Source organism: Pseudomonas sp. MNR3A, from assembly GCF_009650575.1.
In the GTDB taxonomy this organism is placed as follows: Bacteria; Pseudomonadota; Gammaproteobacteria; order Pseudomonadales; family Pseudomonadaceae; genus Aquipseudomonas; species Aquipseudomonas machongensis.
In genome coordinates this window covers 328313-350844 of sequence record NZ_VZZS01000008.1, presented here as the reverse complement: position 1 = coordinate 350844, position 22532 = coordinate 328313, and the positions used below count along the sequence as shown (strand labels likewise).

Below are 22532 nucleotides of genomic sequence, written 5' to 3'. Positions count from 1 at the left end.
CGAATGCTCCGGGCAGGTGATGCCTGTCCGGGCTTTGCGTTCATTCAGACGGCGGACAAGGATTTTCTATGCCTAGCCAATCTGACTTGCGTTACAGCTTCCAGCCACTCGTGGGCAAAGCAGAATTCGAAGTGGTTTCGTTCACACTCAAGGAAGGTATCAGCCAGCCGTTCACGCTCGAACTTCAGCTGATCAGCTACGAAAACGACATTGACTTCGGCCAGTTGCTCGACAAGCCGGTGCTGTTCACCATCTGGAATGGCGAACGTCCCGTGCGCTACGTGCACGGCCTGGTCAGCCGTTTCAGCCAAGCTGAAAGCGGCTTCTACCGCACTTACTATCACGCGCTGGTCGAGCCACAACTGGCCCGCGCCGACTTGCGTTCGAACTGGCGTATCTTCCAACAAAAGACCGTGCCGCAAATTCTTGAACTGATGCTCAAGCGTCAGGGCATCGCCCAGTACGAACTGCGCAGCAGCATGGACCACCAGGTCCGTGAATTCTGTGTTCAGGCCGGCGAGACAGACCTCGCGTTCATCGCTCGCCTTGCTGCTGAAGAAGGCTTCGTCTATCGCTTCGCCCACAGTGAAAAGCTGCACAAGCTGATCATCACTGATCGGTTGCAATCGCTGGGGTTGATCAGTCATGGCGCCATCAAGGCCGAGGATGAAGACGAAGGTTTCTACGAAGACGATGAGCCGGTAGATCCCAACACCGTCCTCTATCAATCCAGCAGCGGTGGCGACCAGCCAATTCCCTGTCTGCGCCGCTTGAACTACAGCGAACAGGTGCGCACGGCACGCCAGGTGCAACGCGACCACACCTTCACCAACCCGGCCTACCGCCAGGAACACCGCGCCTCTGGCCCCTTCCTGGAGCATCAGTCCAGCGAGTACGAGTACTTCGACTATCCAGGCCGCTACAAGCGCGATGTCGTAGGTAAACCGTTCACTGAAAACCGCATCACGGCCCTGCGTCACGATGTCCGACTGGCGCAAGTCGAAGGTGATGACGTACGCCTGCAACCGGGCTTGAGCTTCACGCTGACCGGACACCCACGAGCCGACCTCAATGCGCACTGGCGAGTGAATACGGTCATTCACGAAGGCACCCAGCTCACCAGCCTGCAGGAAGAGGCCACCAGTATCGATCAAACCACACGGTACGAGCAGACCGCCGTGCTGATCCCCGGCCGCACCGAATGGCGCCCTGCCCCTCTGGCAAAGCCGCGGATCGACGGCCCGCATATGGCTACCGTGGTCGGGCCGAAAGGCGAAGAGATCTATTGCGATGAGTGGGGGCGGGTCAAGGTCAGTTTCCCTTGGGATCGCGAGAGCGAGAACAACGAGTTCAGCTCCTGCTGGGTACGCGTCTCTCAGGGATGGGCCGGTGGTAGTTGGGGCTCGATGGCCATTCCGCGGATCGGTCAGGATGTGATCATCCAGTACGTCAACGGTGACCCCGACCAACCCATGATTACCGGGCGCACTTACTGTGGCGATCAACTGCCACCGTACGACCTGCCCGACAACAAGACCCGCATGACTATCAAGAGCCAGACCCACAAGGGGGATGGTTTCAACGAGCTGCGCTTCGAGGATGAGTTGGGGCGGCAGGAGGTGTTCATTCATGCCGAGAGGGATCAGAACAATGTGGTCAAGCACGATGAGACGACACAGATTGGCAACGACCGCAAGGAGCAGGTCGAAAACGACGAGTCCATCCTGATCGGCAACCATCGCGACAAGACCGTCGGTAACGACGAGCGAGCCACAATTGGCAATGACGCTTTTCTGAAAGTCGGTCGTAACCAGACAATCACCGTTGCCAAGGACCGTGTTGAAACCATCGGCAATCATTGCCACCAACAGATCACTGCCAATCATCACACCCGCATCGGCGGCAACCTGGAGCAGCAAGTTGAAGGGCACGCCGAGCTGGAGGCCAGTCTTGAAATTCGCAGACGCACCCGTCGCTACGATCTGCGTTCAACGGAAACTGTGCTCATTCAAGGGCCTGGTGGCTCCTTCCGAATTGACGAGACAGGCATCACCCTGGACGGCTCGACCATCCATATCAACGGACAACTAATCAAATCGCCAGGCGGCAACACAAATCCCTTCTCCATCGCCAGCGACTTCGTCAGCGGCAAACCGCTCGAGCGCCTATGCGGACGCCGCGCAGATGGCACGTGCCCCTTGCCCGATTGCCGCTGCATCAAAAGGCCAAGCCAATGAGCACCGCGCTTCTGCAGCCACACGGCAACGGCAATGTCGCCTGCGACTGCCAATTTTTGCTGCTCATGACCAGTACACTCGAAGACTGGGCGTATCGCCCCATTCCCCAGGAAGGCGAATGGATGCCCGCCTATGCCCCTTCGGTACTCGACCTCATCCATAACATCAGCCGAAATACCCCGCACGCATGGCCATGGAAGCGCAGCGCGCTAGATAACCAGCACGATTTCGGCCCTCTGCTGGTAAACACCTCAAAAGCACCTGAGCTCCGCACCTATGCCATGGAGACCTGGATGCCCATCGGCGGTGCCATCGCGCTGGACGCTGAAGTTGACCTCGAAGTGCTGATTGGCCACCTCACCAGCCTTGTGCAAGTCACGCTCCCGGACCAGGGCGCCGCCCTGTTTCATCTCAAACCCGATCATCTCTCAGCCTGGCTGGGTGCGCTGGATGAACGCAACCGCGAGCTCTGGCTGGGGCCCATCTCTCGGCTGGCATGGCGAACCAACTGGGGCCCCGCCCACCAGTGGCAGGCGCTCGAACGCCGACCGACGGCTGCACGCTCGATATCCGACCCGGCATTGACCCTTGGCGCACATGAACTGGAGCGGCTGCAGGCAGGCCTGCACGAGCACTTCGTCCTCTCATTGGCACACGAGGTATTGGCCATGCCGACCTACACGACCCGTACCTTGCCCGAAATCCGCCGCTGGATAGAAACCCTGCTCCCGCAACTCAAAGCGCTCAATTTTCGTGACGAGGACGTTGCCGGCCAGTTCATCCGGATGACGGCCAAACACATGTCCATCATCAGCGATGACCAGGCCGGGGAGATCTACACCAACCTCGAAGAATCGCCCCAAGGGCGCCTTCGGCAACTGCAAGCGCTGATTGACAGCAAGGAGCCCCTTCATGACTGACGCTTCGGTTAGCAGTGCCACTGCCGGCCCCGCCTGCAGCCCGCGCGTTCCAATCCTGCCGGTGCGCTACGCGATCGTGCCCCGTGCCGCCGACACTCCTGCCTACCTGTATACCGATGCAGGCTTCAAGCTGGAGCAGGGCCTGCCCCCGCTACGGCATTGCGCCTATACGCTGCGGGCCCTGCGCCCAGGATACGTCTACGTGTTCATGAAAGGCTCTCTGGGCGAAAAGCTTGTCATTCATGAATACGACGGAGAAGGGAATTACAAAGAGTTGGGCTACCAGGGATTAGAGAAATACCACCGCCGCAACCGCTATCGTTCCGGCAAAACCATGGCTTGGGTTTGGGCAGATACCTGCCAGGAGTCAGCCAGGGAAGTGTGGATCGGTTACAGCCCCCACTTGTGGACCAACGCTACCACCGCCCGCATCAGCGCTTCGCCCGCCCTGCGTAAACGGCACATGCGCCTGCTGGACATGGCCGAGCTGGTGGCCGGCAATCAGGCCCCCTCCTCCCAGCCCCATATATTGCCCCTCAGCGCATTGCAGAACTGGGTCGAAGACTTCAAACAGGCCAATCGGCGCATGCCCCTGACCTGGAGCAGCCACCCAGTCGCCGATACCTTGCCGGTCGGCACGCTCAGCGCAGCGGCTCGGCATTATCCGTGGTCGCAGCCAAAAGTACCGGTGGTGGTGGCACTCGCTGACGCCGAAGGCATGGCCCTGGACCTGAGCCTGTCGGTTTCGGCGTACCAGCACCAATTGCGCGACCTGATGCCTGCCGAGCAACTGGAACACACACAACCCGCGCAAAGCCCAGAGCAACAGCGGTTACCGTCCTGCTTCAAGCTGGACGTGGAGCAAGTGAGCCCTCAGAGCCGCGACTTTCACCATCGCAACTTGGTGGCCATGCTGCTGAACAAGACGTTGGAGAGCCTGTACCCGGCAGATGCGCCTTCGCCGCAGTTGGTCGGTTTTAGGTTGAAGCCAACCCGCGACAACCCTGCCCACTCACCCGCCGCGGCACGCTACCTGGCCCTCACCCACGAAGATTACTCCGCCAACGGGGCACGCCTGGGCCTGCGCATCGATACTGAAAAATACCTGCGGTTCCTCGACGAGCGCGATGCGCTTGATCAGCGCATGGCGCACCTGCGTGACCTGGCACTGCAAGCCAGCCATGATCACGACACCTGGCTGGCCACTGCAGAGGCCGAGCACATCGATGACCCTTATAGCCTGGCTGCCGCCCTGGCCTGCTATGACCGCGACGATCGCACTTCCGCCCGCGGGCTGGAAATCATCCTGGCGTTGCTGATTCTGCCCATGAGCCAGCCAACCCCCGGGAGCGAAGATCAGGACCCACGGTTCAGGCGCCTGGAGCAGTGGCTCGATCAGCACGACAGCCCGCTGTACACCGCCCTGGCACCGTTCAACCCGTTCAAGGACAAAGCCGATGCGGTCGGCGGCCTGTTGGGCGCCGCCGACAACGTAATCGAAGGATTGGCCGACCGCTTCCCGGCAAGCGCCGGCATCACCGAACTCACCGCACAGTCGGTCAGCACCGTGGTGCTCAAGCGGCTGCGTGGCACTACCCGCTGGGACACCAGCCATGGTCTGCGCCAGCAAGTGCTGGCGGCAGCGCGTGAAGCCAATGCCGAGAAGGTATTGGGATTGTTGGCGGCGCGCTACCAGATCACCGATCAGGCCATTCGGGATAACCCGTTCAGCCAAGCCGTAGAACAGTACTTGAACAAGGGCATGGCCCAGGTTGAAGAGATGAAGCAACTGCGCATCTCGGGCAGCCGCACGGTAGCGATCGAGTTGACCACCACTGCGCATATGAAACCCAACTTTATTGGGTTGCTTACGTCGGGTAGTGGCGGAGCGTTGAACGCAGGGATGCTGTGGTTCAACGTGATTTCACTGAAAACAGCTTATAACAGCCTGCAGAAGAGTTCTGCCCCGGAGTACACACTGGGGTTTGCATCGTCAATATTTGGTGTGATCGGCGCGGCTGCGGCGACGTTGGTTAGCGTCCGGGCGACGCAGAAGGCCGTGATGCTGAGATTGAGTCCGACAGCGCCGGGGATGGCATTTGGCAACGGCCTTGTGAAATTCTTGGGAAGTAATCTTTTCGCGCGACTAGCGGGATACCCTGCAATAGCGTTTGGACTGTTTTCTGATTTAGTTAAAGCGGAACGTCAGTCCGATAACGGCGATTTAACTGCAGCCCGATATACGCTAGCCGGCGGAGTAAGCATGGCTATTGGCTCAGTCGTCGTGCTGGAGGCCGGGCTAGCAGTGGCAGGGGCTACGTCGATAATTCCTTTCGCCGGATGGGCCGCAGCTGCATTGGTGCTCGCAGGCGCAGCGATCATTGCTGGAGGCATGTATTTTCATGCCAAGGCACACGAACGCCTTCATCGCCCGATTGAGCTTTGGGTAGCACGCAGCGTTTTTGGCAATCGTATAAACGATGGCGAAGCTCATCCTAATATAATTTTGGACAATGAGAAAAAGCTTCCAGAATTCCCCTCATTGCAAGCAGAAATCAGAGCCTGGCATGTTGAGCATTATGAACCAAAGCTAATTTCGGCAGAGCAAGCTCTTTCACTTGGTCTAACCGGCATAGACACCAAGTGGCATCAGGACAACAATTGGGCACCACCAAACTGGACAGCCATCACTAGCAACTCAGTAGTAACACCTCAGCCAGTCGCTGAGTTCGCAGTATTACTCCCTGGCTTTGCGATAGGAGTCAGCGAGTGGTCGGGAAGCTTAAGCATTCTTCGAGACGACAAGGGAGTTGACGTATATCCAATCTCCCCTACCAGCTATATCACAAAAGCCGGCTTAATCTTGCATATCAAAAAGACACTCCCACACCGTAACCAAGTCTCACTATCCCTATCCTACAGCAGTAATCAAGGATTAGAAGAAGACACCACGACCACTTCAATTTTTCAACTCGAGCGATAACATGTCAACTTTCTGGGTGTTCGATCCATCTTCAGACTCCAACTACAAACCCGCCATTAAAGGACAGGTATCACGCACATCAAAAACTACATTATGCCTAATAAATCCTTGGGTTTCCGACTCAGTATTTATGGGAAAGCTGTATTGCGCAATCACAGCCAGCTTAATAATCGGATTTTACCCATTCTTACTTTCCGGCGGCACGTGGACCAACCTTTCTCGCGACCCCTTACTCTTAATCGGAATGATACTTGCGCCTTTTATCTTCTTTCCATTCCTTATTTACAGAATATGGTTCATCAAAGGCTTATCAAGCTTTTGTTTTAATCGCTCCACCCAAAAAATCTATTACAAACGCTTGAGCAAGACATTAGTCTTTGAGTGGCACAACACTGGCGGTGGCCTTTTCAAACGCACCGAATCCGGCGGCTCATCCTTCACCACCAGCTATGCACTCGCCTTCGCTCCCCGCCGAGCAGACGGCAGCCTCCACCAGAAGGACTGTCTGTGGGTCGACAGCAATGAACCCACCGACCCCGACATCAGGTACGTCGCTGAAGTCTGGGAATACCTGCGCCATTTCATGGACCACGGCCCAGATAAACTACCACCACCTGGTGAACCTAACTGGTGGCACCGGCCACTGCACGCCATCTGCCTGACCCCGGCAGAAGCCTGGCGTCATTACGCCCCCTGGCGAACCGGGGAGCCCGGTGAACTCCAAGGCAAGAAAAACTGGCAACTGCCATTCTGGGCCGTGCTGTTCCCCTACAACCTTACAGTCGCCATCTGCTGGTATGGCGTCTGCCGGCTGTTCAACGTCCGGGCTGCGCCGCCACCGCCAGAGGCGTTCGAGGAAGCACCTGCGCAGCCATACAAAAGGAAGCGCAAATGAAACCCATCGTCCTCGTCGGCCACGCTCATGACTGCCCACTTCATGGCGCAGGGACGGTAGAAACCGGCGCAAGCGCAACATTCGTGGATGGCAGAGCCGTCGCACGCGTAGGCGACCGGATCAGTTGCGGGGCTGTGATCGAAAGCGGCGCAAACTGCACGCTCATCGAGGGCCAACCAGCAGCCAGGGAAGGAGACACTACCAGTCACGGTGGGACTCTGGTCGAGGGGGATTCAAGTTGGCTTGTTGACTAGCTTTAGGGAGCGGATATCAGGCCAATCGGCCCTGCATTTCGCCTGCCCACCGGATTGTATGCCACACCCGCGCCGTGTCGCCGATGCTCGAGGCATCCGCACCCACTCGTGGGGAGTTTTCACAGGCTAGGCTCTGTATGAAAAACCTTGATACTCGGTGATGCTGCGTTGAAAACAGCCTGGTGCGCCAGCCCGGTCGGAATGCTCATTTACAGCCCGCGAAGTCGAGCGCGACCCCGGCCGTTCCTCGGCTGTTTTCGCCTTGCCTGACCTTCGTCTCAAGGCTTTTCATACAGAGCCTAGTGTCAGAGGACTCGGCTTCTGCGGACATTCATCCATGCGCTCAAGCAAACAAGACTGGGAGACCAACGAAGACGCGCCGCTGTTTTATGCACCAAAGGTCTACCGCTTGCGAGGCACCGAGACGCCCCAATGCCGAGCCGTCAAAAAAGAAATCAGGAAAAACCGAAAAACGGAAGTAAACGTTATGTTTACTTCGCAGCGCATGTTTCCACACTATAGTTGAGCGATACCCTAGGAATTTGGGCTGCGGTTCCACCCACTGCCCGCAGTAGCGCCAATCAGGAGCAATCCTACAAGGAGGTTCGATGCTCGACCGAACAGCGGAGGACTGGCAACGCCTGGGCCACCTCCCGACGCTACTCGAAGCGCTGCCCGCGCTCGTTGGCCAACTGGGGTTCCGCTACTACAGTTTCAGCTTTGCAAGCTGCACGCATGCGGCCACCGCAGGCAATTTGTTATCGGGCTCGGAAGCGATTATTCAGGCCGCGCTGGATTTGCGACCCCATCACCTGCAGGGCTCAAACATCCCGTTGATATGGGAGCCCAAGGCCTTCGCTACAGCGCCCTCGCTGTGGGCCCAGGCCCAGCGTCTCGGTCTTCGTCACGGCTGGCTACAGCCTTTGCATGAAGGCGCTGCCCACAGCTGCCTGGCGCTATTGCGGCCTCACGTCAGCGTGTCTACTGCAGAGCATTATCAGAACGCAGCAACAGCGCTGTGGCTGGCTGAATTCCTCCACCGCACGGCATCGCAAAGTGATGCAGCGCTCAAGCCTAATCGCGGGTGCGTTTGAAGACAGCGCATACACAAGCAAGGTAACGGCGACAGGAAACCACAACGTCTCCCAAGGCGGGCAACGACGCTCGTCACCTGGACTTGAGATGAGGGGTGAACACGAAGCCCTATTGCTATGTGCAATCCTCATCAACGTGCCGAGCAGCTCAGGAACGCAAGAAACTCGTTGTAAGCTCTTTACCCAACGCTCCGGCGGCGGCCTCTCCGAGCAACGCTGCGTTCTCTGTTTCAAGCGCCGTAATAAGGTGCCTGGCCTCACCGCGATCGATCCCCCGGCTGTTCATCGTCGAAGCAGGCAACTCGTTCGGCCTGTTCGGCGACTTCACTGGCGTCTGGGCTTGAGCATGAACGGGTCAAACTGTCAGCAGGTGCCGGCGCCTCCCTGGCCTCTTCGCCGACGCCCGACGAATGGTCGCCCACCCGTGGTCAAGTGCAGACCCTCGACGCCGATAGCTTGGTTGGACTGGCCGAGGGCGGCAAGCAGCGCAAATCTCTCGGCGAACTGAAGCCGAACCGACCGCAGTCTGATTCGACAGTGCATCCTCGATGCCGCTCATAGCTGTTCAGTCGAGTAGCGCAGCGTGCTGACCGGAGACGTTCGCAATGCGCTGCGTAAGTCGATGGAGCTGCTGTTGCGCACCTCTTCACCCTGCCTTTATCTCGCCCTTGCAACTACGGAACCCAAGGAAAAAGCCACACGTCATACCTTGATGCAGCAACACGGGCTCTGTGAGCTGGACGCGGCTATACGCATGACCCAGCAGATCGACCAGGCCCGCGGCACCGAACCTCTGCACTTCGACCTGCCAGGAGAGGCACCATGCTCAAACGGATGAGCAAGACCAACACCCAATGGGCACTGGGCTGGTGTGCCCTGATCGTCCTTGTGGTACTGCTGTGGCAGCCGTTTCACGCGCAGATGACCGACAAGCCCGACGGCCCACCCTGGATCTACGGCAATCCCGAGGCCCGCTTTACCGTGGCGCTCTACGCCGACCTGGAATGCCCCCATTGCCAGGTGTACCTGCCCCAGTTGCAGCGCTGGGTCGTGACCAACGATCACGTCAACCTGGCCTGGCATCATCTGCCACTCCCCCAGCACGAGCCTGCCGCCAGCCACGAGGCCGCGCTGGCCGAGTGCGTAGGTCAACTGGAGGGGCGCGAAGCGTTCTGGGGCGCGGTGGTGTGGGTGTTCCTGCACACCCAGGGCAATGGCCTTGGCCTGCCCAGCGGCACGAAGTACCCCAAGCACTCCGCCGCCCTGCAGGCCTGTCTGGACGGTCAGGAAGTAACTCAGGTGGTGCAAGCGCACAAAAGGGATGCGCAGCGCTACGGATTGAATGTCACCCCTGCCCTGCGCCTGATCGACAATCACAGCCAGCGGATCCTGACCTTGCGCGGTACCGTCGAGCCCGATGCCCTGCTTTCGGCAATCGACCTGCTGGTCCCGCCCGAAAGCCCAAACACCGAAATGCCTGCTAACACAGTCAGCGAAATGCCCAGGTAACTCATCGAGGGACGAAGCCGGGCTCTTCTCCAGCTCGGGCGCCTTGAGCAAGGCACGGTATAGCCGCGTCCCCGCTCGATTCTGGCAAGCATGTCGAGCAGATAGTGGCGCTTGATGGTGTAGATCGACAAACAGCGACGGCGCAAGCCCGGATTTTATGGACTAATTTCTGGACTCAATAAGTCCGGATGCCCATGGATCGGAGTGGCTTTGACTGAAACGAAAAAAGACGCCGAAGCGTCTTTTTTCAAGGACCTACAGACTTCCATGGAACTCTGTAGATCGATATTTGGAGCGGGAAACGAGACTCGAACTCGCGACCCCGACCTTGGCAAGGTCGTGCTCTACCAACTGAGCTATTCCCGCTAAATGGCGTCCCCTAGGGGACTCGAACCCCTGTTACCGCCGTGAAAGGGCGGTGTCCTAGGCCACTAGACGAAGGGGACATACCCAGCGCTTTTCAGCGCACCAGCTATAAAGCCTTGCGGCTTGCACTGGATTTATTTCCCAGCCCTGCCTCAGGCAGCACCGTGAAAATTGGAGCGGGAAACGAGACTCGAACTCGCGACCCCGACCTTGGCAAGGTCGTGCTCTACCAACTGAGCTATTCCCGCGTCGTGATGGGTGCCATTCTAGCGAACTGCCAGGGAAGGTCAACCCCTTGATTCAAAAAAAGTTTTACTTCTGCTCGGAGCCTTCGCGCAGGTGCGGCCAGGCCGCCAGCAGGTAATGCACCATCGACACCAAAGTCAGGCCTGCGGCCACCAGCAACAGCCCGTAACCGAGTGCGACCCAGAAGGTCAGCACCGGCGGATTGCCCAGCAGAATGACCAGCGCCAGCATCTGCGCGGCGGTCTTCCACTTGCCCAGGTTCGACACCGCCACATGCGCCCTCGCCCCCAGCTCGGCCATCCACTCGCGCAGAGCCGATACCACGATTTCACGCCCGATGATCACCGCTGCGGGCAGCGTCAGCCAGAAGTTGGCGTGCACCTGCACCAACAGTACCAGCGCCACGGCAACCATCAGTTTGTCGGCGACAGGATCCAGAAACGCCCCGAACGGCGTGCTCTGCTGAAGACGACGGGCCAGATAGCCGTCGAGCCAGTCAGTTGCGGCGGCGATGGCGAACACGCTGCTGGCGGCTACGTAACTCCAGTGATAAGGCACGTAGAACAGCAGAATGAAGATCGGGATGAGCAGGACGCGTAGAACGGTGAGCAGATTTGGAATATTCATCGGTACGACTGGCTGCGAGTTGAACCCGGCATTCTACTCGCTATGCAGGCTCGCATAAATCGACTCGGCAAGCTTTTTACTGATGCCGGGTGCCTTGGCAATCTCGTCGACACTGGCGCGGTTGAGCTCCTGCAGGCCGCCGAAATGTTTCAGCAGGTCTCGACGGCGCTTCGGCCCGACCCCTGCAACGTCTTCGAGGCTGGACGTACGGCGAGCCTTGCCGCGACGTGCGCGGTGGCCAGTGATGGCAAAACGGTGCGCCTCATCACGAATCTGTTGAATCAGGTGCAGTGCCGGTGAATCGCCCTTGAGGGTGAATTCGTGGGCCACATCGTTGAGATACAACGTCTCGAAACCGGCCTTGCGGGTCACCCCCTTGGCCACCCCGAGCAAGGTAAGGTCACTCAGTGCCAGCTCCTGCATGACTTCACGGGCCATGTTCAGCTGTCCCTTGCCGCCGTCGACCAACAGCACATCGGGCAACTTGCCCTCGCCGTCCTTGATCCGCCCGAAACGGCGAGTCAGGGCCTGGTGCATGGCAGCATAATCATCACCGGCGGTGACCCCTTCGATATTGAAACGGCGGTAGTCGGACTTGAGCGGGCCTTCAGGGCCGAACACCACGCACGAGGCCACCGTAGCCTCGCCGCTGGAGTGACTGATGTCGTAGCACTCCAGGCGCTGAGGCACCTCCGGCAGGTTGAGCACCTGAGCCAAGGCCTCGAAACGTGCGGCCATGTGCTGGCGGTTGGCCAGACGAGCGTTGAGCGCCTGCTCGGCGTTGGTCACGGCCAGTTGCTGCCAGCGTGCCCGAGTCCCTCGGACTCGGTGACTGATGGCCAGGTCGCGACTGCGCAAGGTCTGTACCGCTTCAGTGATCGCCTGGAAGTCCTCGTGGACCACATTGACGATCAGCTCTCCTGGCAGTTCTCGCTCGGCGTTGCCCAGGTAGTACTGGGAAAGGAAGGCCGCCATCACTTCGGACACCTCCTCCTCGATACCCACCTGCGGGAAGAAGTTCTTGCTCCCCAGCACGCGCCCGCTGCGGACGCTGATCAGGTGCACACAGGCCCCGCCCGGGTTGACGAAGGCGGCGATGACATCGACGTCACCGGAGCCGCCCTCCATGTACTGCTGGTCCTGGACGCGACGCAACAAGGCGATCTGGTCGCGCAGCTCGGCGGCCTTCTCGAAATTCAGCGCCATGGCGGCCTGCTCCATCTCGGCGTTGAGCTCATTGCCCAGCTGCTGGCTACGCCCCTCGAGGAACATCACCGAGTGCCGTACGTCTTCGGCATACTCCTCGGGCGTGACCAGGCCGACGCACGGTCCCTTGCAGCGCTTGATCTGGTATTGCAGGCACGGCCGGGTGCGGTTGGCGTAATAACTGTCCTCGCACTGACGCACCGAGAAAGCTTTCTGCAGCAGGCTCAGGCTTTCACGGATCGCCCCGGCGCTGGGATAAGGGCCGAAGTAGCGGCCCTTGGCTTTTTTCGCGCCACGATGTATGCCCAGGCGTGGGAAATCGCCGTCGGAAAGAAAGACGTAAGGGTAGGATTTGTCGTCCCGCAACAAAATGTTGTAGGGCGGACGCCACTCCTTGATCAGCGTCTGCTCGAGCAGCAGCGCCTCGGTCTCGTTCGCGGTAATGGTGGTTTCGACCTGAGCGATGCGCCCCACCAGGGCGGCCGTTTTCGGCGCCAGGCCAGTCTTGCGGAAGTAGCTGGCCAGACGCTTCTTGAGGTTCTTGGCCTTGCCTACGTAAAGCAGCCGGGACTCGGCATCGAACATCCGGTACACGCCTGGGCGACCGCTGCAGGTCGCCAGGAACGCGCTGGCATCAAAGAGTTGGGACATGGGGGATTACAGGCTTGCGTCAACCATACCGTGGCGAACGGCCAGCAATGTCAGTTCGACGTCGCTGGTGACCGAGAGTTTTTCGAAGATCCGATAACGGTAAGTATTGACGGTCTTGGGGGACAGACACAACTTGTCTGAGATGATCTGCACTTTCTGGCAGCCGACAATCATCAGAGCAATCTGGATTTCCCGCTCAGACAGCGCATCGAACGGTGACCCCTGGGGCTGGAACGATTTGAGCGCCAGCTGCTGGGCGATCTGCGGGCTGATGTAGCGCTGCCCCGCGAAGGCCAGACGGATAGCCTGGACCATTTCGTCGAGGCCCGCGCCCTTGGTCAGGTATCCTGCGGCGCCTGCCTGCAGCAAGCGCGTGGGGAACGGGTCTTCCTCGCACACGGTGACGGCCACAACTTTGATATCCGGGTGACTGCGAAGCAATTTGCGCGTGGCTTCCAGGCCACCGATTCCGGGCATCTTGACGTCCATGAGGACTACGTCGGGTTTCAGCTCACGGGCAAGCTTGAGGGCGGCTTCGCCCGAATCCGCCTCGCCGACCACTTGCAGCCCATCGATATCGGCCAGCATGCGCGTGATACCGGTACGCACCAGATCGTGATCATCGACCACATGTACCCTAATCAAGCAGACACCTCGTCATGGGGGCGATTGGATCCGGCCACCTTAACAAAAAATTTCATCACGAACCTAGCGCAAAGCGTCATTGGCATATGCCTGGCGGTCTGCCCTTCGCAGGCGAGTCTTTTCGTAGCTTTCGTTATCTGCCGCCAAACGCCCGAGCAGGTGCCAGATCGCCGCCCGATCGGCTGAAGTCAGCCGTCGCAACATACCCAGCACGCGGCTCTCATCGCCACTGAGGCATTCCAATGGCGCCGGCGTGCGCAGGCCGCTGAGTACGTACGCAGCATCGACGCCCTTTGCGGCGAGCGCCGCCAGATAATCGATGCGGGGCGTGCGCTCCCCACTTTCGTACTTGCCTTGGGCGTTTGGCTCGACACCCCCGATGTCGCCGAACACTCGCTGGGTCAATCCCAACCGCTCGCGCTCTTCCCTCAAACGCAGACCGAATCCTTTCATTCGACTCCCTTCCTCTCTCGATCAGATAGCCCTGGGCGCGTCCGGCCCCCAGGCGAATAGCCACGAATCCAGTTGGCACTATGCACATTGGATCCAACCAATACAAGCTACTATTACGGCACTTGTCTAAACCTGTACCGACATCAAGACCTCACGCCCGTGACCATGACATTGCGCTGCATACGAACGAAACAGTCGTCCTCCCCTATTTCGACAAAGCCCGACCGTGCGTAGAGTCGCCTGGCCGGGTTACTGCGGAACACCATCAGGCGCAGTAACGGCAAACGACGTTGCGCTGCCCATCCGGCCAACTGCCCCAGCACCCAGGATCCAACGCCGTGCCCGCGGTACTCGGGCAGCAGGTGCAGTTCGCGGATAAACAAGGCCTGGCGGTCCTGACTGAGGCTGCAGAAACCCAGCACTTGCTCTCCGCCCTTCACCAGCCACTGCTCGCGCCAGCTCCAAGCTTCGTCAAATGCCTCTTCGATCCACAACAGGTCGAACTCGCGGTAGTACGGGAGCATGGCGCGCCGCGTCAGGTCGCGGGCGAAGGTACGACAGCCTGCGGTAGCCGGAACGAGTTCAAGTGATAGTTGAGTCATTGCATCTCTATCCGCCTGGCTCCTGGGCATAACACACCGGTGAACTGCCCGGCCCCCTTCGCTCGAGCTCTTCTTCCAGCCAGTCGGCGAGCACCCGGGCATTGTTGTGCGCAGTATCCTTGCCTGCGAACAACAGGGTCAGGGTCCCCTTGGCCGCCAGATCCAACAGCGGATACCAATGCTCAGGATGGGCCGCCAGTTCGGCACGGTAGTGCTCGGAAAAACCGGCAAAGTCCATATCCCCGGCATGAAACGCCCTGCGCAGCGCATCCGACGGTGCAACGTCGCGCAACCACTGGCCGTGCAAGGCATCCTTGCGCATATTGCGTGGCCACAAGCGATCGACCAGCACGCGCTGTCCGTCCTCAGGCGAAACCGATTGATACACGCGCTTGCAACAGATCATCGAATTTTCCGGCGCTATTTTCACCCTCAGCCTACGACTTACATTGACCAAGGTCACGCGACAGCCATTCGATCAACACCAGACAGCCGCTGCGCAACCCTCGCCCGGGGTAAAAAAAGAGGCCGCGCGGGCGGCCTCGATCAAGTCAGCCCGGAATTTTCAGCCCACGCTGCACCGCAGGACGTTCCAGGAATTTCGCCAGCACTCGCTGCACTTCCTTGAACGTCTCAAAGCCCACCAGATCACGGGCGTCGTAGCGATCCACCAGATTGCGCACCCAGGGGAAAATGGCGATGTCGGCGATGCTGTACTCATCGACCATCCACTCACGGCCCTTCAGGTGACGATCGAGCACACCGAGCAGACGCTTGGATTCGTTGACGTAGCGATCACGCGGACGCTTGTCCTCGTAATCCTTGCCAGCGAAGAAATGGAAGAACCCCACCTGGCCAAACATTGGCCCGATGCCGCCCATCTGGAACATCAGCCACTGCAAGGTCTGATAGCGCTGCGCGGGGTCCTGGCTGAGCAACTGGCCAGTCTTCTCCGCCAGGTACTGGAGGATCGCCCCTGACTCGAACAGCGGCAATGCCTGCCCGCCGGGACCGTCGGGATCGAGAATCGCAGGGATCTTGTTGTTGACGCTGAGCGAGATGAACTCGGGCGTCAGCTGATCGTTGGTCTCGAAGCTGACCTTGTGTACCTCATAGGGCAGGCCGATCTCTTCGAGCATGATCGAGACCTTGACGCCATTGGGTGTGGCCAGCGAGTAGAGTTGCAGGCGCTCGGGGTGCTGCGCCGGCCACTTCTGTGTGATGGGAAAAGCGGACAGATCGGTCATGGTCGATTCCGAATGCGAAGGGATCATCACTCTAGAACCAACGTCAAGGTTTGACCATGGCCTTCCAGAGATCGAAAGTGACGCCCACACGGGTGCGCCACTTGTCGCTGGATCAATAGCGTGGCAGGACAGGCTGGGCGTCGTTGGAGATGACCACTTCGACGCGCCGGTTGAGCTGGCGCGACTGTGCATCGTTATTGCCTGCCACCGGATACTCCTTGCCGTAGCCGGCAGTGACCATACGATCGCCGGCCACGCCTTGGCGACGCAGGGCATTGGCCACCGCCGCCGCGCGCTGCTCGGACAGTCGCTGGTTGAGGGCATCGCTGCCAGTCGAGTCGGTGAAGCCTTCGATCAACACCTTGCGCTCTGGATTTTGCTGCAGGTAGTGCGCGAGTTGCTGAATGTTACGATAGCTGCCGCCACGCAGTTCGGCACGCCCGGTGTCGAACAGAACATCGCCGAAGGTGATGACCGTGCCACGGTCGCTGGGTTTGGCATTGAGGCTCTGCAACGCCTTGAGCTGTGCGGTCCGCACATCCAGACGCGCCAGGGTGCGCTGAGCTTCGATGCCCTGCAGGCCAGTTTCGGCCTGACGCAGCAAGATGGTCTGCTCGGCAGTTTCGATCCTGCGGTTGGCCAGATAGGCGAGCTGAGTCACCTCGGCGCTCTTGCGGTCCTTGAGCGAAGCTTGCTCGGCTCGTCCCAGAGCGCTGAAGGCCTCACGGGTTTCCAGCGCAGCAACACGACTCGACTCAGGCTTTGCCTGGAGCACCGAATATGCCTCCCGCGCTTCGAGCAACCCAGGGTTTTCCGGGGTGGTGCCACAACCGGCCAGCATCAGAGCAACAACCGATACACCCGGCAGCAGATGGAATTTCGACATGATGGTTCTCCTCAGCGGGGGGTAGCGATGGCTTGGGGGGCGTCGAGCAATTCCTGCTTGAGCACCTCGATGCCTTGGCGCGCAGTGTCAAGCTGCGCCTGGGTCTTGCGAGCAGCAGCCTTGCGCTCGGCCAAACGGGCATCAGCCTCGGCCTGCTCGGCGAGTATCTTCACCTGAGCGGCATCCTTCTCACCCAGTGCGCGCTCCATGGCGTTGAGTTTGTCCTGGGCGGCACGCATCTCCGCCGGCGCGTACTGCGTGGCGTCGGCAGAGACCGCCCGGTTGACCGCGCTACGGGTCAGCTCGATCTGCTCGCTGGGCATGAGCGAACTGGCGCAGCCACCCAGCGCCAGGAGCAGGCCGGCAGCAGGCAGGAAATTGATATTGAATCGGGCAGGCATTGAACAACTCCTCGTGAGTTGACGACACACGAACACAGGGCTCCCGCCGTGTTCGCGCGGTGATGGTCGAAAGGTCCAGAGGGTACGGTCGATGTTCGCGGTGCGGGCTGGTTCAGCCGCCACGAGAGGGGAGCAATCAGTGAGAAACGTAGAACATCTTTGACGGTCTCTTGGAAAAGCCTTGCAAGACTATTCCGCAGATATTGAACGCCACATAGGAACTATCCGAACCAACCACGGGTAATTTTCGACAACCCGCAAGCTGCATCGGGTAGCCGATGGCTACCCGCCCCTAGGGTTCAGCTACGCTCGTGCGCCTGCCGCTTGAGCTTTTCGGTGTCGACACGCACGAACACCGAATCGGCGCGGACGGTCAGCACGTCCCCGGCCCAGACCTCGCAGATGACCCGGCTCTTGCGCCCGACCTCACCTTCAACCCTGGCCTTGAGCAGCAACTCGACACCCATGGGCGTAGGTTTGAGGTAGGTCAGGCTGAGGGTGCCGGTGACACAGTCAATACGCGGCAAGCTGCCCGGCTCGCGCCCTTCGGCCCGGTAGTGGTAGGCCATTGCGGTCCAGTTGGAATGGCAGTCCACCAGCATCGCCAGCAGGCCACCGTAGACCAATCCGGGCCAGCCGATGAAGCCGCTGTCAGGTGAGTGCCGGCACAGCAGGTGCACGCCGTCGCTGTCCCAGTGGCTCTGGATATGCAGGCCACTGGGATGGGAACAACCGCAGCCATAGCAGGAGCCTTCGGGCGCCGCCAGTTGCTGGAGGGAGAGTGCTTTCTCGTTCATACGCTTCCTGTGCTTGTTGGAATGGGAAGGATGGCGGAAAGATGGTAGCGCTCCCCCCTTCCTTGTGCACTCACCTGCAGCGGCAACACAGGATGAGCGCAAGCCTCAAACGACTTGCACCCGACCAGCCCTCTCTCGCCGCCGTGTCACGGAAATCAGCAGGATCACCGCCGTAACCCCGGCCGTCATCAGGGTTTCGTAGCGATAGGCATCGCTGAACAGCATGTACCCCAGCACCAGTACGATAGTCCCGATCACCAGCCAGGTGAGCCATGGGAACAACCACATCTTCAATGCAAGCTCCGTCCCCTCACGCTCAGCCCGCGCACGCATGCGCAGTTGCGAAACAGCAATCACCAGGTACACCAGCAGGGCGATGGCCCCCGTGGTCGACAACAGGAAACCGAATACCTTGCCCGGGAACACATAGTTGACGAAGCAGCCGGCGAAACCCGCCAACGTCGAAAGGATCACTGCTACGGTCGGCACACCAGCCCCGGAAATCCGCCGGGTCATGCTCGGCGCCTCACCGCGAGCGCCCAACGAATAGAGCATCCGCGAGGCCGTGTAGAGCCCGGAGTTCATGCAACTGGTCACCGCCACCAACACCACCAGATCGACCACCAGCTTGGCGCCCGGCACATTGAGCACCTCCAGCACGCGCTGGAACGAGCCCACGGCCTTGAGCCCCGGATCGTTCCAAGCTACCAGCGACACCACCAGGAAGATCGACGCCAGGTAGAAGATAGCGATGCGATACACCACAAGGTTGGTGGCACGACGGATCTTCTCCTTGGGGTTGGCGGTTTCATCGGCGGCAATGGTGACGATCTCGGCACCGAAGAAGGAGAAGATAGTGATCAGCACGCCCCCCAGCACCGTGCCAAAGCCATTGGGCATGAAGCCTCCGTTGGCCCACAGCTGGCTGACGCCGGAGACCTTGGCCAACGGCCAGACGCCGAACAGTGCCAGGCTGCAAATGATGATGAAGGCGAGAATGGCGACCACCTTGATCAACGCGAACCAGTACTCGAAGGCGCCGAAGTTCTTCACGCTGACCAGGTTGGTCCCCGACAGCAGCACCATGATCAGGAAGGCGAATAGCCAGGACGGCACATCGGGAAAATAGGCATGGAGGATATCGGCGCCAGCGATCGCCTCGACCGGGATGATCAATACCCAGAACCACCAGTACAGCCAGCCGATGGTGAAACCGGCCCAAGGTCCGATGGCCTCGGTGGCGTAGGTGGAAAACGAACCGCTGTTGGGGTTGGCGATGGCCATTTCGCCAAGCATGCGCATCACCAGCAGCACCAGCAGGCCGGTCATGGCATAGGAAATGAGGATCGCCGGGCCTGCCGTGGCGATGGCGTTGGAGGAGCCGATGAACAGGCCGGCACCAATGATGCCTGCGATGGAAATCATGGACACCTGGCGCGAAGTCAGGCCGTGCTGCAGCGAACGCTGTTTCTTTTGTTGTGACGATGCCATGGGGAACCCTCTGATGGGTCGGCCGCCGCAAAAGGCGGCGATGAGTCTGAGCAGATTTTGTTGTAGGTCTGTGCTGTTGTTTCTTGTTGTTGTGCAGTTTTCGCTGTCACTGCGCACAGGACAGGAAGTTGGAGTAAGGGGTGTTTTTTCTCTTGCCTCTCCATCGGGTTGTAATCGTTGATCCAGGTCAGTATTAATCTATAGGCGTGGCTCAACAAACGACCTTTTAGAAACACATGATTCCGTTTTGGAATGCATTTCTTATTTTTCCTGCCTGGTAACGCCTGTCATGTCCAAACGCCTGATGCCCTCCACCACCGCCCTGCAATGCTTCGAGGCAGCCGCCCGCCACCTGAGCTTTACCCGTGCGGCGCAGGAGTTGCACCTCACCCAGAGCGCGGTGAGCAAACAGGTCGCACAGCTCGAAGACATGTTGTCCCACCCGCTGTTCCAGCGTATTCGCCGACGCCTGCACCTGACCCCGGCAGGCGCGCTGTACCTCACCGAAGTGAACAAGATCCTCACCCAGATCGACATCTCCAGCCGCTACATCCTCAGCTACGGCGACGAGACGGAAGTCCTGCGCATCGCCACCCAACCCACCTTCGGGGCGCGCTGGTTGGTGCCACACCTCAAAGGTTTCGGCGAACGCCATCCGCGCATCCACCTGGACGTGCGTAACGAACTGGAGCCATTCGACCTCGTGCAGGCCAAGGTCGATATCGCGTTCTTCTTTGGCCAGGGCACCTGGCCCGGCGCCACCTGCCTGGAGCTGTTCAGCGAGGAGGTGGTGCCGGTGTGCGCACCACAACTGTTGCAGGCACATGCGTTCGGCAGTGCCCAGTCGCTGACCGAGCACCGTCTGCTGCAATGCGCATCGAGGCCCGAAGCCTGGCACGAGTGGTTCCTTGGGCTGGGGCTGCACAGCCAGAACAGCTACCACGGACCACGCTTCGACACCTTCTACCTGTGCATCCGCGCAGCCATCGCAGGCTGCGGAATTGCCCTGATTCCGCGTTATCTGGTGGCCGAGGAACTGAGCGAAGGCAAGCTGGTGGTGCCGTGGAATCATCCGGTGGCGAGCAATGGCCGGCACTTCATGGCCCATGCCGAGCATGCGGCCGAAGTCCCCAAGGTGAAGGCCTTCGTGGAGTGGATCCTGGAACGGGCAGCTGAAGAGGGTTAAAAGTCGAACTTCGAGAATCCAAGGAATGATCCCAATCGAATAATTCGTTTGCCGAACACACATTCATCGCGCTTGGATAATAAGAAATTCGAACAAGGTTCCGTGCGTCCATGAATCAGGAAAGTATCAGCCAGTCCATCGCCATCGTTCACCCGATCACACTTTCCCATGGCCGCAACGCCGAAGTCTGGGATACCGACGGCAAGCGCTATATCGACTTCGTCGGCGGTATCGGCGTGCTCAACCTGGGCCACTGCAACCCGGCAGTGGTTGAGGCCATTCAGCACCAGGCCGCTCGCCTAACCCACTACGCTTTCAATGCAGCGCCCCATGCGCCTTATCTTGACCTCATGGAGCAACTGAGAGGGTTCGTTCCAGTGAACTACCCGCTCGCCGGCATGCTCACCAACAGCGGCGCCGAAGCCGCAGAGAACGCGTTGAAGGTGGCCCGTGGCGCCACCGGCAAGCGCGCCGTCATCGCCTTCGACGGCGGCTTCCATGGCCGCACCCTGGCCACCCTCAACCTCAACGGCAAGGTCGCCCCCTACAAGCAACGCGTGGGTGAGCTGCCGGGGCCGGTCTATCACCTGCCCTACCCCAGTGCCGATACCGGCGTGACCTGCGAACAGGCACTCAAGGCCATGGAACGGCTGTTCAGCGTCGAGCTTGCGGTCGAGGATGTGGCAGCCTTCATCCTCGAACCGGTGCAAGGCGAAGGCGGCTTCCTCGCGCTGGACCCCACCTTCGCCCAAGCCCTGCGCGGCTTCTGCGACCAACATGGCATTCTCATCATCATCGACGAGATCCAGTCCGGTTTCGGACGCACCGGCCAGCGCTTCGCCTTCCCACGCCTGGGCATCGAACCGGATCTGCTGTTGCTGGCCAAGAGCATCGCCGGCGGCATGCCGCTGGGTGCAGTGGTCGGGCGACGTGAACTGCTGGATGCCCTGCCCAAGGGCGGGCTTGGCGGCACCTATTCGGGTAATCCCATCGCCTGTGCCGCGGCCCTGGCCAGCCTGGCGCAGATGAGCGACGAGAACCTCGCCACCTGGGGCGAGCGCCAGGAGCAGGCCATCGTGAGACGCTTCGAACACTGGAAGGCCAGTGGCCTGTGCCGTTACCTGGGGCGCCTGACCGGCGTTGGCGCAATGCGAGGGATCGAGTTCGTCAACCCCGACGGCAGCCCGGCGCCTGCGCAACTGGCCAAGGTAATGGACGCTGCACGAGCCAAGGGGTTGCTGCTGATGCCCAGTGGCAAGGCCCGCCACATCATTCGCCTGCTGGCGCCGCTGACCATCGAAGCCGAAGTACTCGAGGACGGGCTGGATATTCTCGAACAGTGCCTGGCCGCACTGGACTGAGACTCAGAGCCCCAGTTCTTCTGGCGTGAGCATGTCGGACTCGAAGGCGATCCAGCCACCTTCGAGCTCGGCATGGCCGTTGACGATCGGGCCGTAGTAAGTCAGGCCGTTCTCAAGCGTGACACAGATGTGCGTGGCCGACTTTTCAGGAGCCGCGAGCGTACCGACGAAATGCACCTTCTTCAGCGTTTCGGTCACCGCCTCGAGACCGATGCGCATGCCTGGGTTTTCCGAGGCTTCGGTATCGCCGCCGCGGTCTTCGGCGCTGACGGTCACGGTGGCGGTGTAGGGGTACTTGGTGCTCAAGCGGGGTTACCTCGGGAGGATGGTCGAATGGGCGCGTAGAGTACGGCAGGTGATCCCTGTTGTCTCTAATGGCCTGTTCGCGGGTCAACCGCAGCGACGAAGCGCGGTGGACTCGCCTGCGACGCGCCGGCCTGCAACAGGTGATCTGGCCCCGTCGATCTGTTAGGGT

At 59.9% G+C, this 22532-nt stretch carries 22 protein-coding genes, 3 tRNA genes and 1 pseudogene; 11 read left to right on the top strand and 15 right to left on the bottom strand.

Features of this window, described 5'->3' with window-relative positions; all coding sequences use genetic code 11:
* The first annotated feature begins 68 nt into the window (after positions 1–68).
* The 9 genes and pseudogenes from F6X62_RS06875 to F6X62_RS06840 all read left to right on the top strand — a co-directional run bounded on the left by F6X62_RS06875 (position 69) and on the right by F6X62_RS06840 (position 9892).
* Positions 69–2237, top strand: a complete 2169-nt coding sequence (locus F6X62_RS06875) for a type VI secretion system Vgr family protein (protein ID WP_153773046.1) — start codon at positions 69–71, stop codon at positions 2235–2237.
* Positions 2234–3157 carry a DUF4123 domain-containing protein gene (locus tag F6X62_RS06870; RefSeq protein WP_232233456.1) on the top strand — a complete coding sequence of 308 codons (924 nt, stop codon included), beginning with the start codon at positions 2234–2236 and terminating at the stop codon, positions 3155–3157. Before F6X62_RS06875 ends, F6X62_RS06870 begins: the two co-directional genes overlap by 4 nt.
* Positions 3150–6140, top strand: a complete 2991-nt coding sequence (locus tag F6X62_RS06865) for a T6SS effector BTH_I2691 family protein (RefSeq protein ID WP_153773045.1) — start codon at positions 3150–3152, stop codon at positions 6138–6140. Before F6X62_RS06870 ends, F6X62_RS06865 begins: the two co-directional genes overlap by 8 nt.
* A gap of 1 nt (position 6141) precedes the next feature.
* Positions 6142–7035 (top strand): hypothetical protein, encoded by an 894-nt coding sequence (locus F6X62_RS06860; RefSeq protein WP_153773044.1) that lies wholly within the window; start codon positions 6142–6144, stop codon positions 7033–7035.
* Positions 7032–7289, top strand: a complete 258-nt coding sequence (locus F6X62_RS06855) for a PAAR domain-containing protein (RefSeq protein WP_153773043.1) — start codon at positions 7032–7034, stop codon at positions 7287–7289. Before F6X62_RS06860 ends, F6X62_RS06855 begins: the two co-directional genes overlap by 4 nt.
* 608 nt (positions 7290–7897) lie before the next feature.
* Complete coding sequence (locus F6X62_RS06850; RefSeq protein ID WP_153773042.1) at positions 7898–8383, top strand: autoinducer binding domain-containing protein; 486 nt, start codon at positions 7898–7900, stop codon at positions 8381–8383.
* Between the two features lie 272 nt (positions 8384–8655).
* A pseudogene (locus F6X62_RS25605) lies at positions 8656–8957 on the top strand (conjugative transfer ATPase); the annotation flags it as partial.
* A gap of 9 nt (positions 8958–8966) precedes the next feature.
* A complete protein-coding gene (locus F6X62_RS25600; RefSeq protein ID WP_153773041.1) occupies positions 8967–9221 on the top strand; it encodes a hypothetical protein in 255 nt (84 codons plus the stop codon).
* Positions 9206–9892 carry a DsbA family protein gene (locus F6X62_RS06840; RefSeq protein ID WP_153773040.1) on the top strand — a complete coding sequence of 229 codons (687 nt, stop codon included), beginning with the start codon at positions 9206–9208 and terminating at the stop codon, positions 9890–9892. The genes F6X62_RS25600 and F6X62_RS06840 overlap by 16 nt, the downstream gene beginning before the upstream one ends.
* A 290-nt stretch (positions 9893–10182) precedes the next feature.
* Here F6X62_RS06840 and F6X62_RS06835 read toward each other — a convergent pair.
* The 14 genes from F6X62_RS06835 to F6X62_RS06770 all read right to left on the bottom strand — a co-directional run bounded on the left by F6X62_RS06835 (position 10183) and on the right by F6X62_RS06770 (position 19510).
* A tRNA-Gly gene (locus tag F6X62_RS06835) sits at positions 10183–10258 on the bottom strand.
* A gap of 4 nt (positions 10259–10262) precedes the next feature.
* Positions 10263–10338 (bottom strand) — tRNA-Glu (locus F6X62_RS06830).
* A gap of 92 nt (positions 10339–10430) precedes the next feature.
* Positions 10431–10506 (bottom strand) — tRNA-Gly (locus tag F6X62_RS06825).
* Positions 10507–10570: 64 nt separating this feature from the next.
* Positions 10571–11131 (bottom strand): CDP-diacylglycerol--glycerol-3-phosphate 3-phosphatidyltransferase, encoded by a 561-nt coding sequence (pgsA, locus tag F6X62_RS06820; RefSeq protein ID WP_054892720.1) that lies wholly within the window; start codon positions 11129–11131, stop codon positions 10571–10573.
* A gap of 33 nt (positions 11132–11164) precedes the next feature.
* The gene (gene uvrC, locus F6X62_RS06815; protein WP_054892719.1) at positions 11165–12988 is read right to left on the bottom strand and encodes an excinuclease ABC subunit UvrC; all 1824 of its coding nucleotides are present in this window, start codon (positions 12986–12988) and stop codon (positions 11165–11167) included.
* 6 nt (positions 12989–12994) lie between these two features.
* Positions 12995–13633, bottom strand: coding sequence for a UvrY/SirA/GacA family response regulator transcription factor (uvrY, locus tag F6X62_RS06810; protein WP_153773039.1), 639 nt, complete (start codon positions 13631–13633; stop codon positions 12995–12997).
* 63 nt (positions 13634–13696) lie between these two features.
* Positions 13697–14086 (bottom strand): helix-turn-helix domain-containing protein, encoded by a 390-nt coding sequence (locus F6X62_RS06805; RefSeq protein WP_054892717.1) that lies wholly within the window; start codon positions 14084–14086, stop codon positions 13697–13699.
* Between the two features lie 143 nt (positions 14087–14229).
* Entirely contained in the window at positions 14230–14688 is a 459-nt protein-coding gene (locus F6X62_RS06800) for an N-acetyltransferase (protein ID WP_153773038.1), read from the bottom strand.
* A gap of 7 nt (positions 14689–14695) precedes the next feature.
* Positions 14696–15094, bottom strand: a complete 399-nt coding sequence (locus F6X62_RS06795; protein ID WP_063544348.1) for a DUF488 domain-containing protein — start codon at positions 15092–15094, stop codon at positions 14696–14698.
* A 145-nt stretch (positions 15095–15239) separates the two neighbouring features.
* Complete coding sequence (locus F6X62_RS06790; protein WP_153773037.1) at positions 15240–15935, bottom strand: glutathione S-transferase N-terminal domain-containing protein; 696 nt, start codon at positions 15933–15935, stop codon at positions 15240–15242.
* Between the two features lie 112 nt (positions 15936–16047).
* Positions 16048–16821 (bottom strand): OmpA family protein, encoded by a 774-nt coding sequence (locus tag F6X62_RS06785; protein WP_153773036.1) that lies wholly within the window; start codon positions 16819–16821, stop codon positions 16048–16050.
* Between the two features lie 11 nt (positions 16822–16832).
* Complete coding sequence (locus F6X62_RS06780; protein WP_063544344.1) at positions 16833–17222, bottom strand: DUF4398 domain-containing protein; 390 nt, start codon at positions 17220–17222, stop codon at positions 16833–16835.
* A gap of 299 nt (positions 17223–17521) precedes the next feature.
* Positions 17522–18019 carry a PaaI family thioesterase gene (locus F6X62_RS06775; protein ID WP_063544342.1) on the bottom strand — a complete coding sequence of 166 codons (498 nt, stop codon included), beginning with the start codon at positions 18017–18019 and terminating at the stop codon, positions 17522–17524.
* Positions 18020–18124: 105 nt separating this feature from the next.
* Positions 18125–19510, bottom strand: coding sequence for an amino acid permease (locus F6X62_RS06770; RefSeq protein WP_112897967.1), 1386 nt, complete (start codon positions 19508–19510; stop codon positions 18125–18127).
* A 289-nt stretch (positions 19511–19799) separates the two neighbouring features.
* On the opposite strand from F6X62_RS06770, the gene gcvA reads away from it, so the two are divergent.
* The gene (gene gcvA, locus F6X62_RS06765) at positions 19800–20696 is read left to right on the top strand and encodes a transcriptional regulator GcvA (RefSeq protein WP_063544338.1); all 897 of its coding nucleotides are present in this window, start codon (positions 19800–19802) and stop codon (positions 20694–20696) included.
* 110 nt (positions 20697–20806) lie between these two features.
* A complete protein-coding gene (locus F6X62_RS06760; protein ID WP_153773035.1) occupies positions 20807–22057 on the top strand; it encodes an aspartate aminotransferase family protein in 1251 nt (416 codons plus the stop codon).
* Positions 22058–22060: 3 nt separating this feature from the next.
* On the opposite strand, the gene F6X62_RS06755 is transcribed toward F6X62_RS06760, so the two are convergent.
* Positions 22061–22363: a hypothetical protein gene (locus F6X62_RS06755; RefSeq protein ID WP_153773034.1), complete on the bottom strand. Its 303-nt coding sequence runs from the start codon at positions 22361–22363 to the stop codon at positions 22061–22063.
* Positions 22364–22532: the final 169 nt, after the last annotated feature.

Excerpts from the sequence above, each read along its gene's own strand:
- F6X62_RS06875 (WP_153773046.1), top strand. The coding sequence starts at position 69 with ATGCCTAGCCAATCTGACTTGCGTTACAGCTTCCAGCCACTCGTGGGC.
- F6X62_RS06870 (WP_232233456.1), top strand. The coding sequence starts at position 2,234 with ATGAGCACCGCGCTTCTGCAGCCACACGGCAACGGCAATGTCGCCTGC.
- F6X62_RS06865 (WP_153773045.1), top strand. The coding sequence starts at position 3,150 with ATGACTGACGCTTCGGTTAGCAGTGCCACTGCCGGCCCCGCCTGCAGC.
- F6X62_RS06860 (WP_153773044.1), top strand. The coding sequence starts at position 6,142 with ATGTCAACTTTCTGGGTGTTCGATCCATCTTCAGACTCCAACTACAAA.
- F6X62_RS06855 (WP_153773043.1), top strand. The coding sequence starts at position 7,032 with ATGAAACCCATCGTCCTCGTCGGCCACGCTCATGACTGCCCACTTCAT.
- F6X62_RS06850 (WP_153773042.1), top strand. The coding sequence starts at position 7,898 with ATGCTCGACCGAACAGCGGAGGACTGGCAACGCCTGGGCCACCTCCCG.
- F6X62_RS06840 (WP_153773040.1), top strand. The coding sequence starts at position 9,206 with ATGCTCAAACGGATGAGCAAGACCAACACCCAATGGGCACTGGGCTGG.
- pgsA (WP_054892720.1), bottom strand. The coding sequence starts at position 11,131 with ATGAATATTCCAAATCTGCTCACCGTTCTACGCGTCCTGCTCATCCCG.
- uvrC (WP_054892719.1), bottom strand. The coding sequence starts at position 12,988 with ATGTCCCAACTCTTTGATGCCAGCGCGTTCCTGGCGACCTGCAGCGGT.
- F6X62_RS06805 (WP_054892717.1), bottom strand. The coding sequence starts at position 14,086 with ATGAAAGGATTCGGTCTGCGTTTGAGGGAAGAGCGCGAGCGGTTGGGA.
- F6X62_RS06800 (WP_153773038.1), bottom strand. The coding sequence starts at position 14,688 with ATGACTCAACTATCACTTGAACTCGTTCCGGCTACCGCAGGCTGTCGT.
- F6X62_RS06795 (WP_063544348.1), bottom strand. The coding sequence starts at position 15,094 with ATGATCTGTTGCAAGCGCGTGTATCAATCGGTTTCGCCTGAGGACGGA.
- F6X62_RS06790 (WP_153773037.1), bottom strand. The coding sequence starts at position 15,935 with ATGACCGATCTGTCCGCTTTTCCCATCACACAGAAGTGGCCGGCGCAG.
- F6X62_RS06785 (WP_153773036.1), bottom strand. The coding sequence starts at position 16,821 with ATGTCGAAATTCCATCTGCTGCCGGGTGTATCGGTTGTTGCTCTGATG.
- F6X62_RS06780 (WP_063544344.1), bottom strand. The coding sequence starts at position 17,222 with ATGCCTGCCCGATTCAATATCAATTTCCTGCCTGCTGCCGGCCTGCTC.
- F6X62_RS06775 (WP_063544342.1), bottom strand. The coding sequence starts at position 18,019 with ATGAACGAGAAAGCACTCTCCCTCCAGCAACTGGCGGCGCCCGAAGGC.
- F6X62_RS06770 (WP_112897967.1), bottom strand. The coding sequence starts at position 19,510 with ATGGCATCGTCACAACAAAAGAAACAGCGTTCGCTGCAGCACGGCCTG.
- gcvA (WP_063544338.1), top strand. The coding sequence starts at position 19,800 with ATGTCCAAACGCCTGATGCCCTCCACCACCGCCCTGCAATGCTTCGAG.
- F6X62_RS06760 (WP_153773035.1), top strand. The coding sequence starts at position 20,807 with ATGAATCAGGAAAGTATCAGCCAGTCCATCGCCATCGTTCACCCGATC.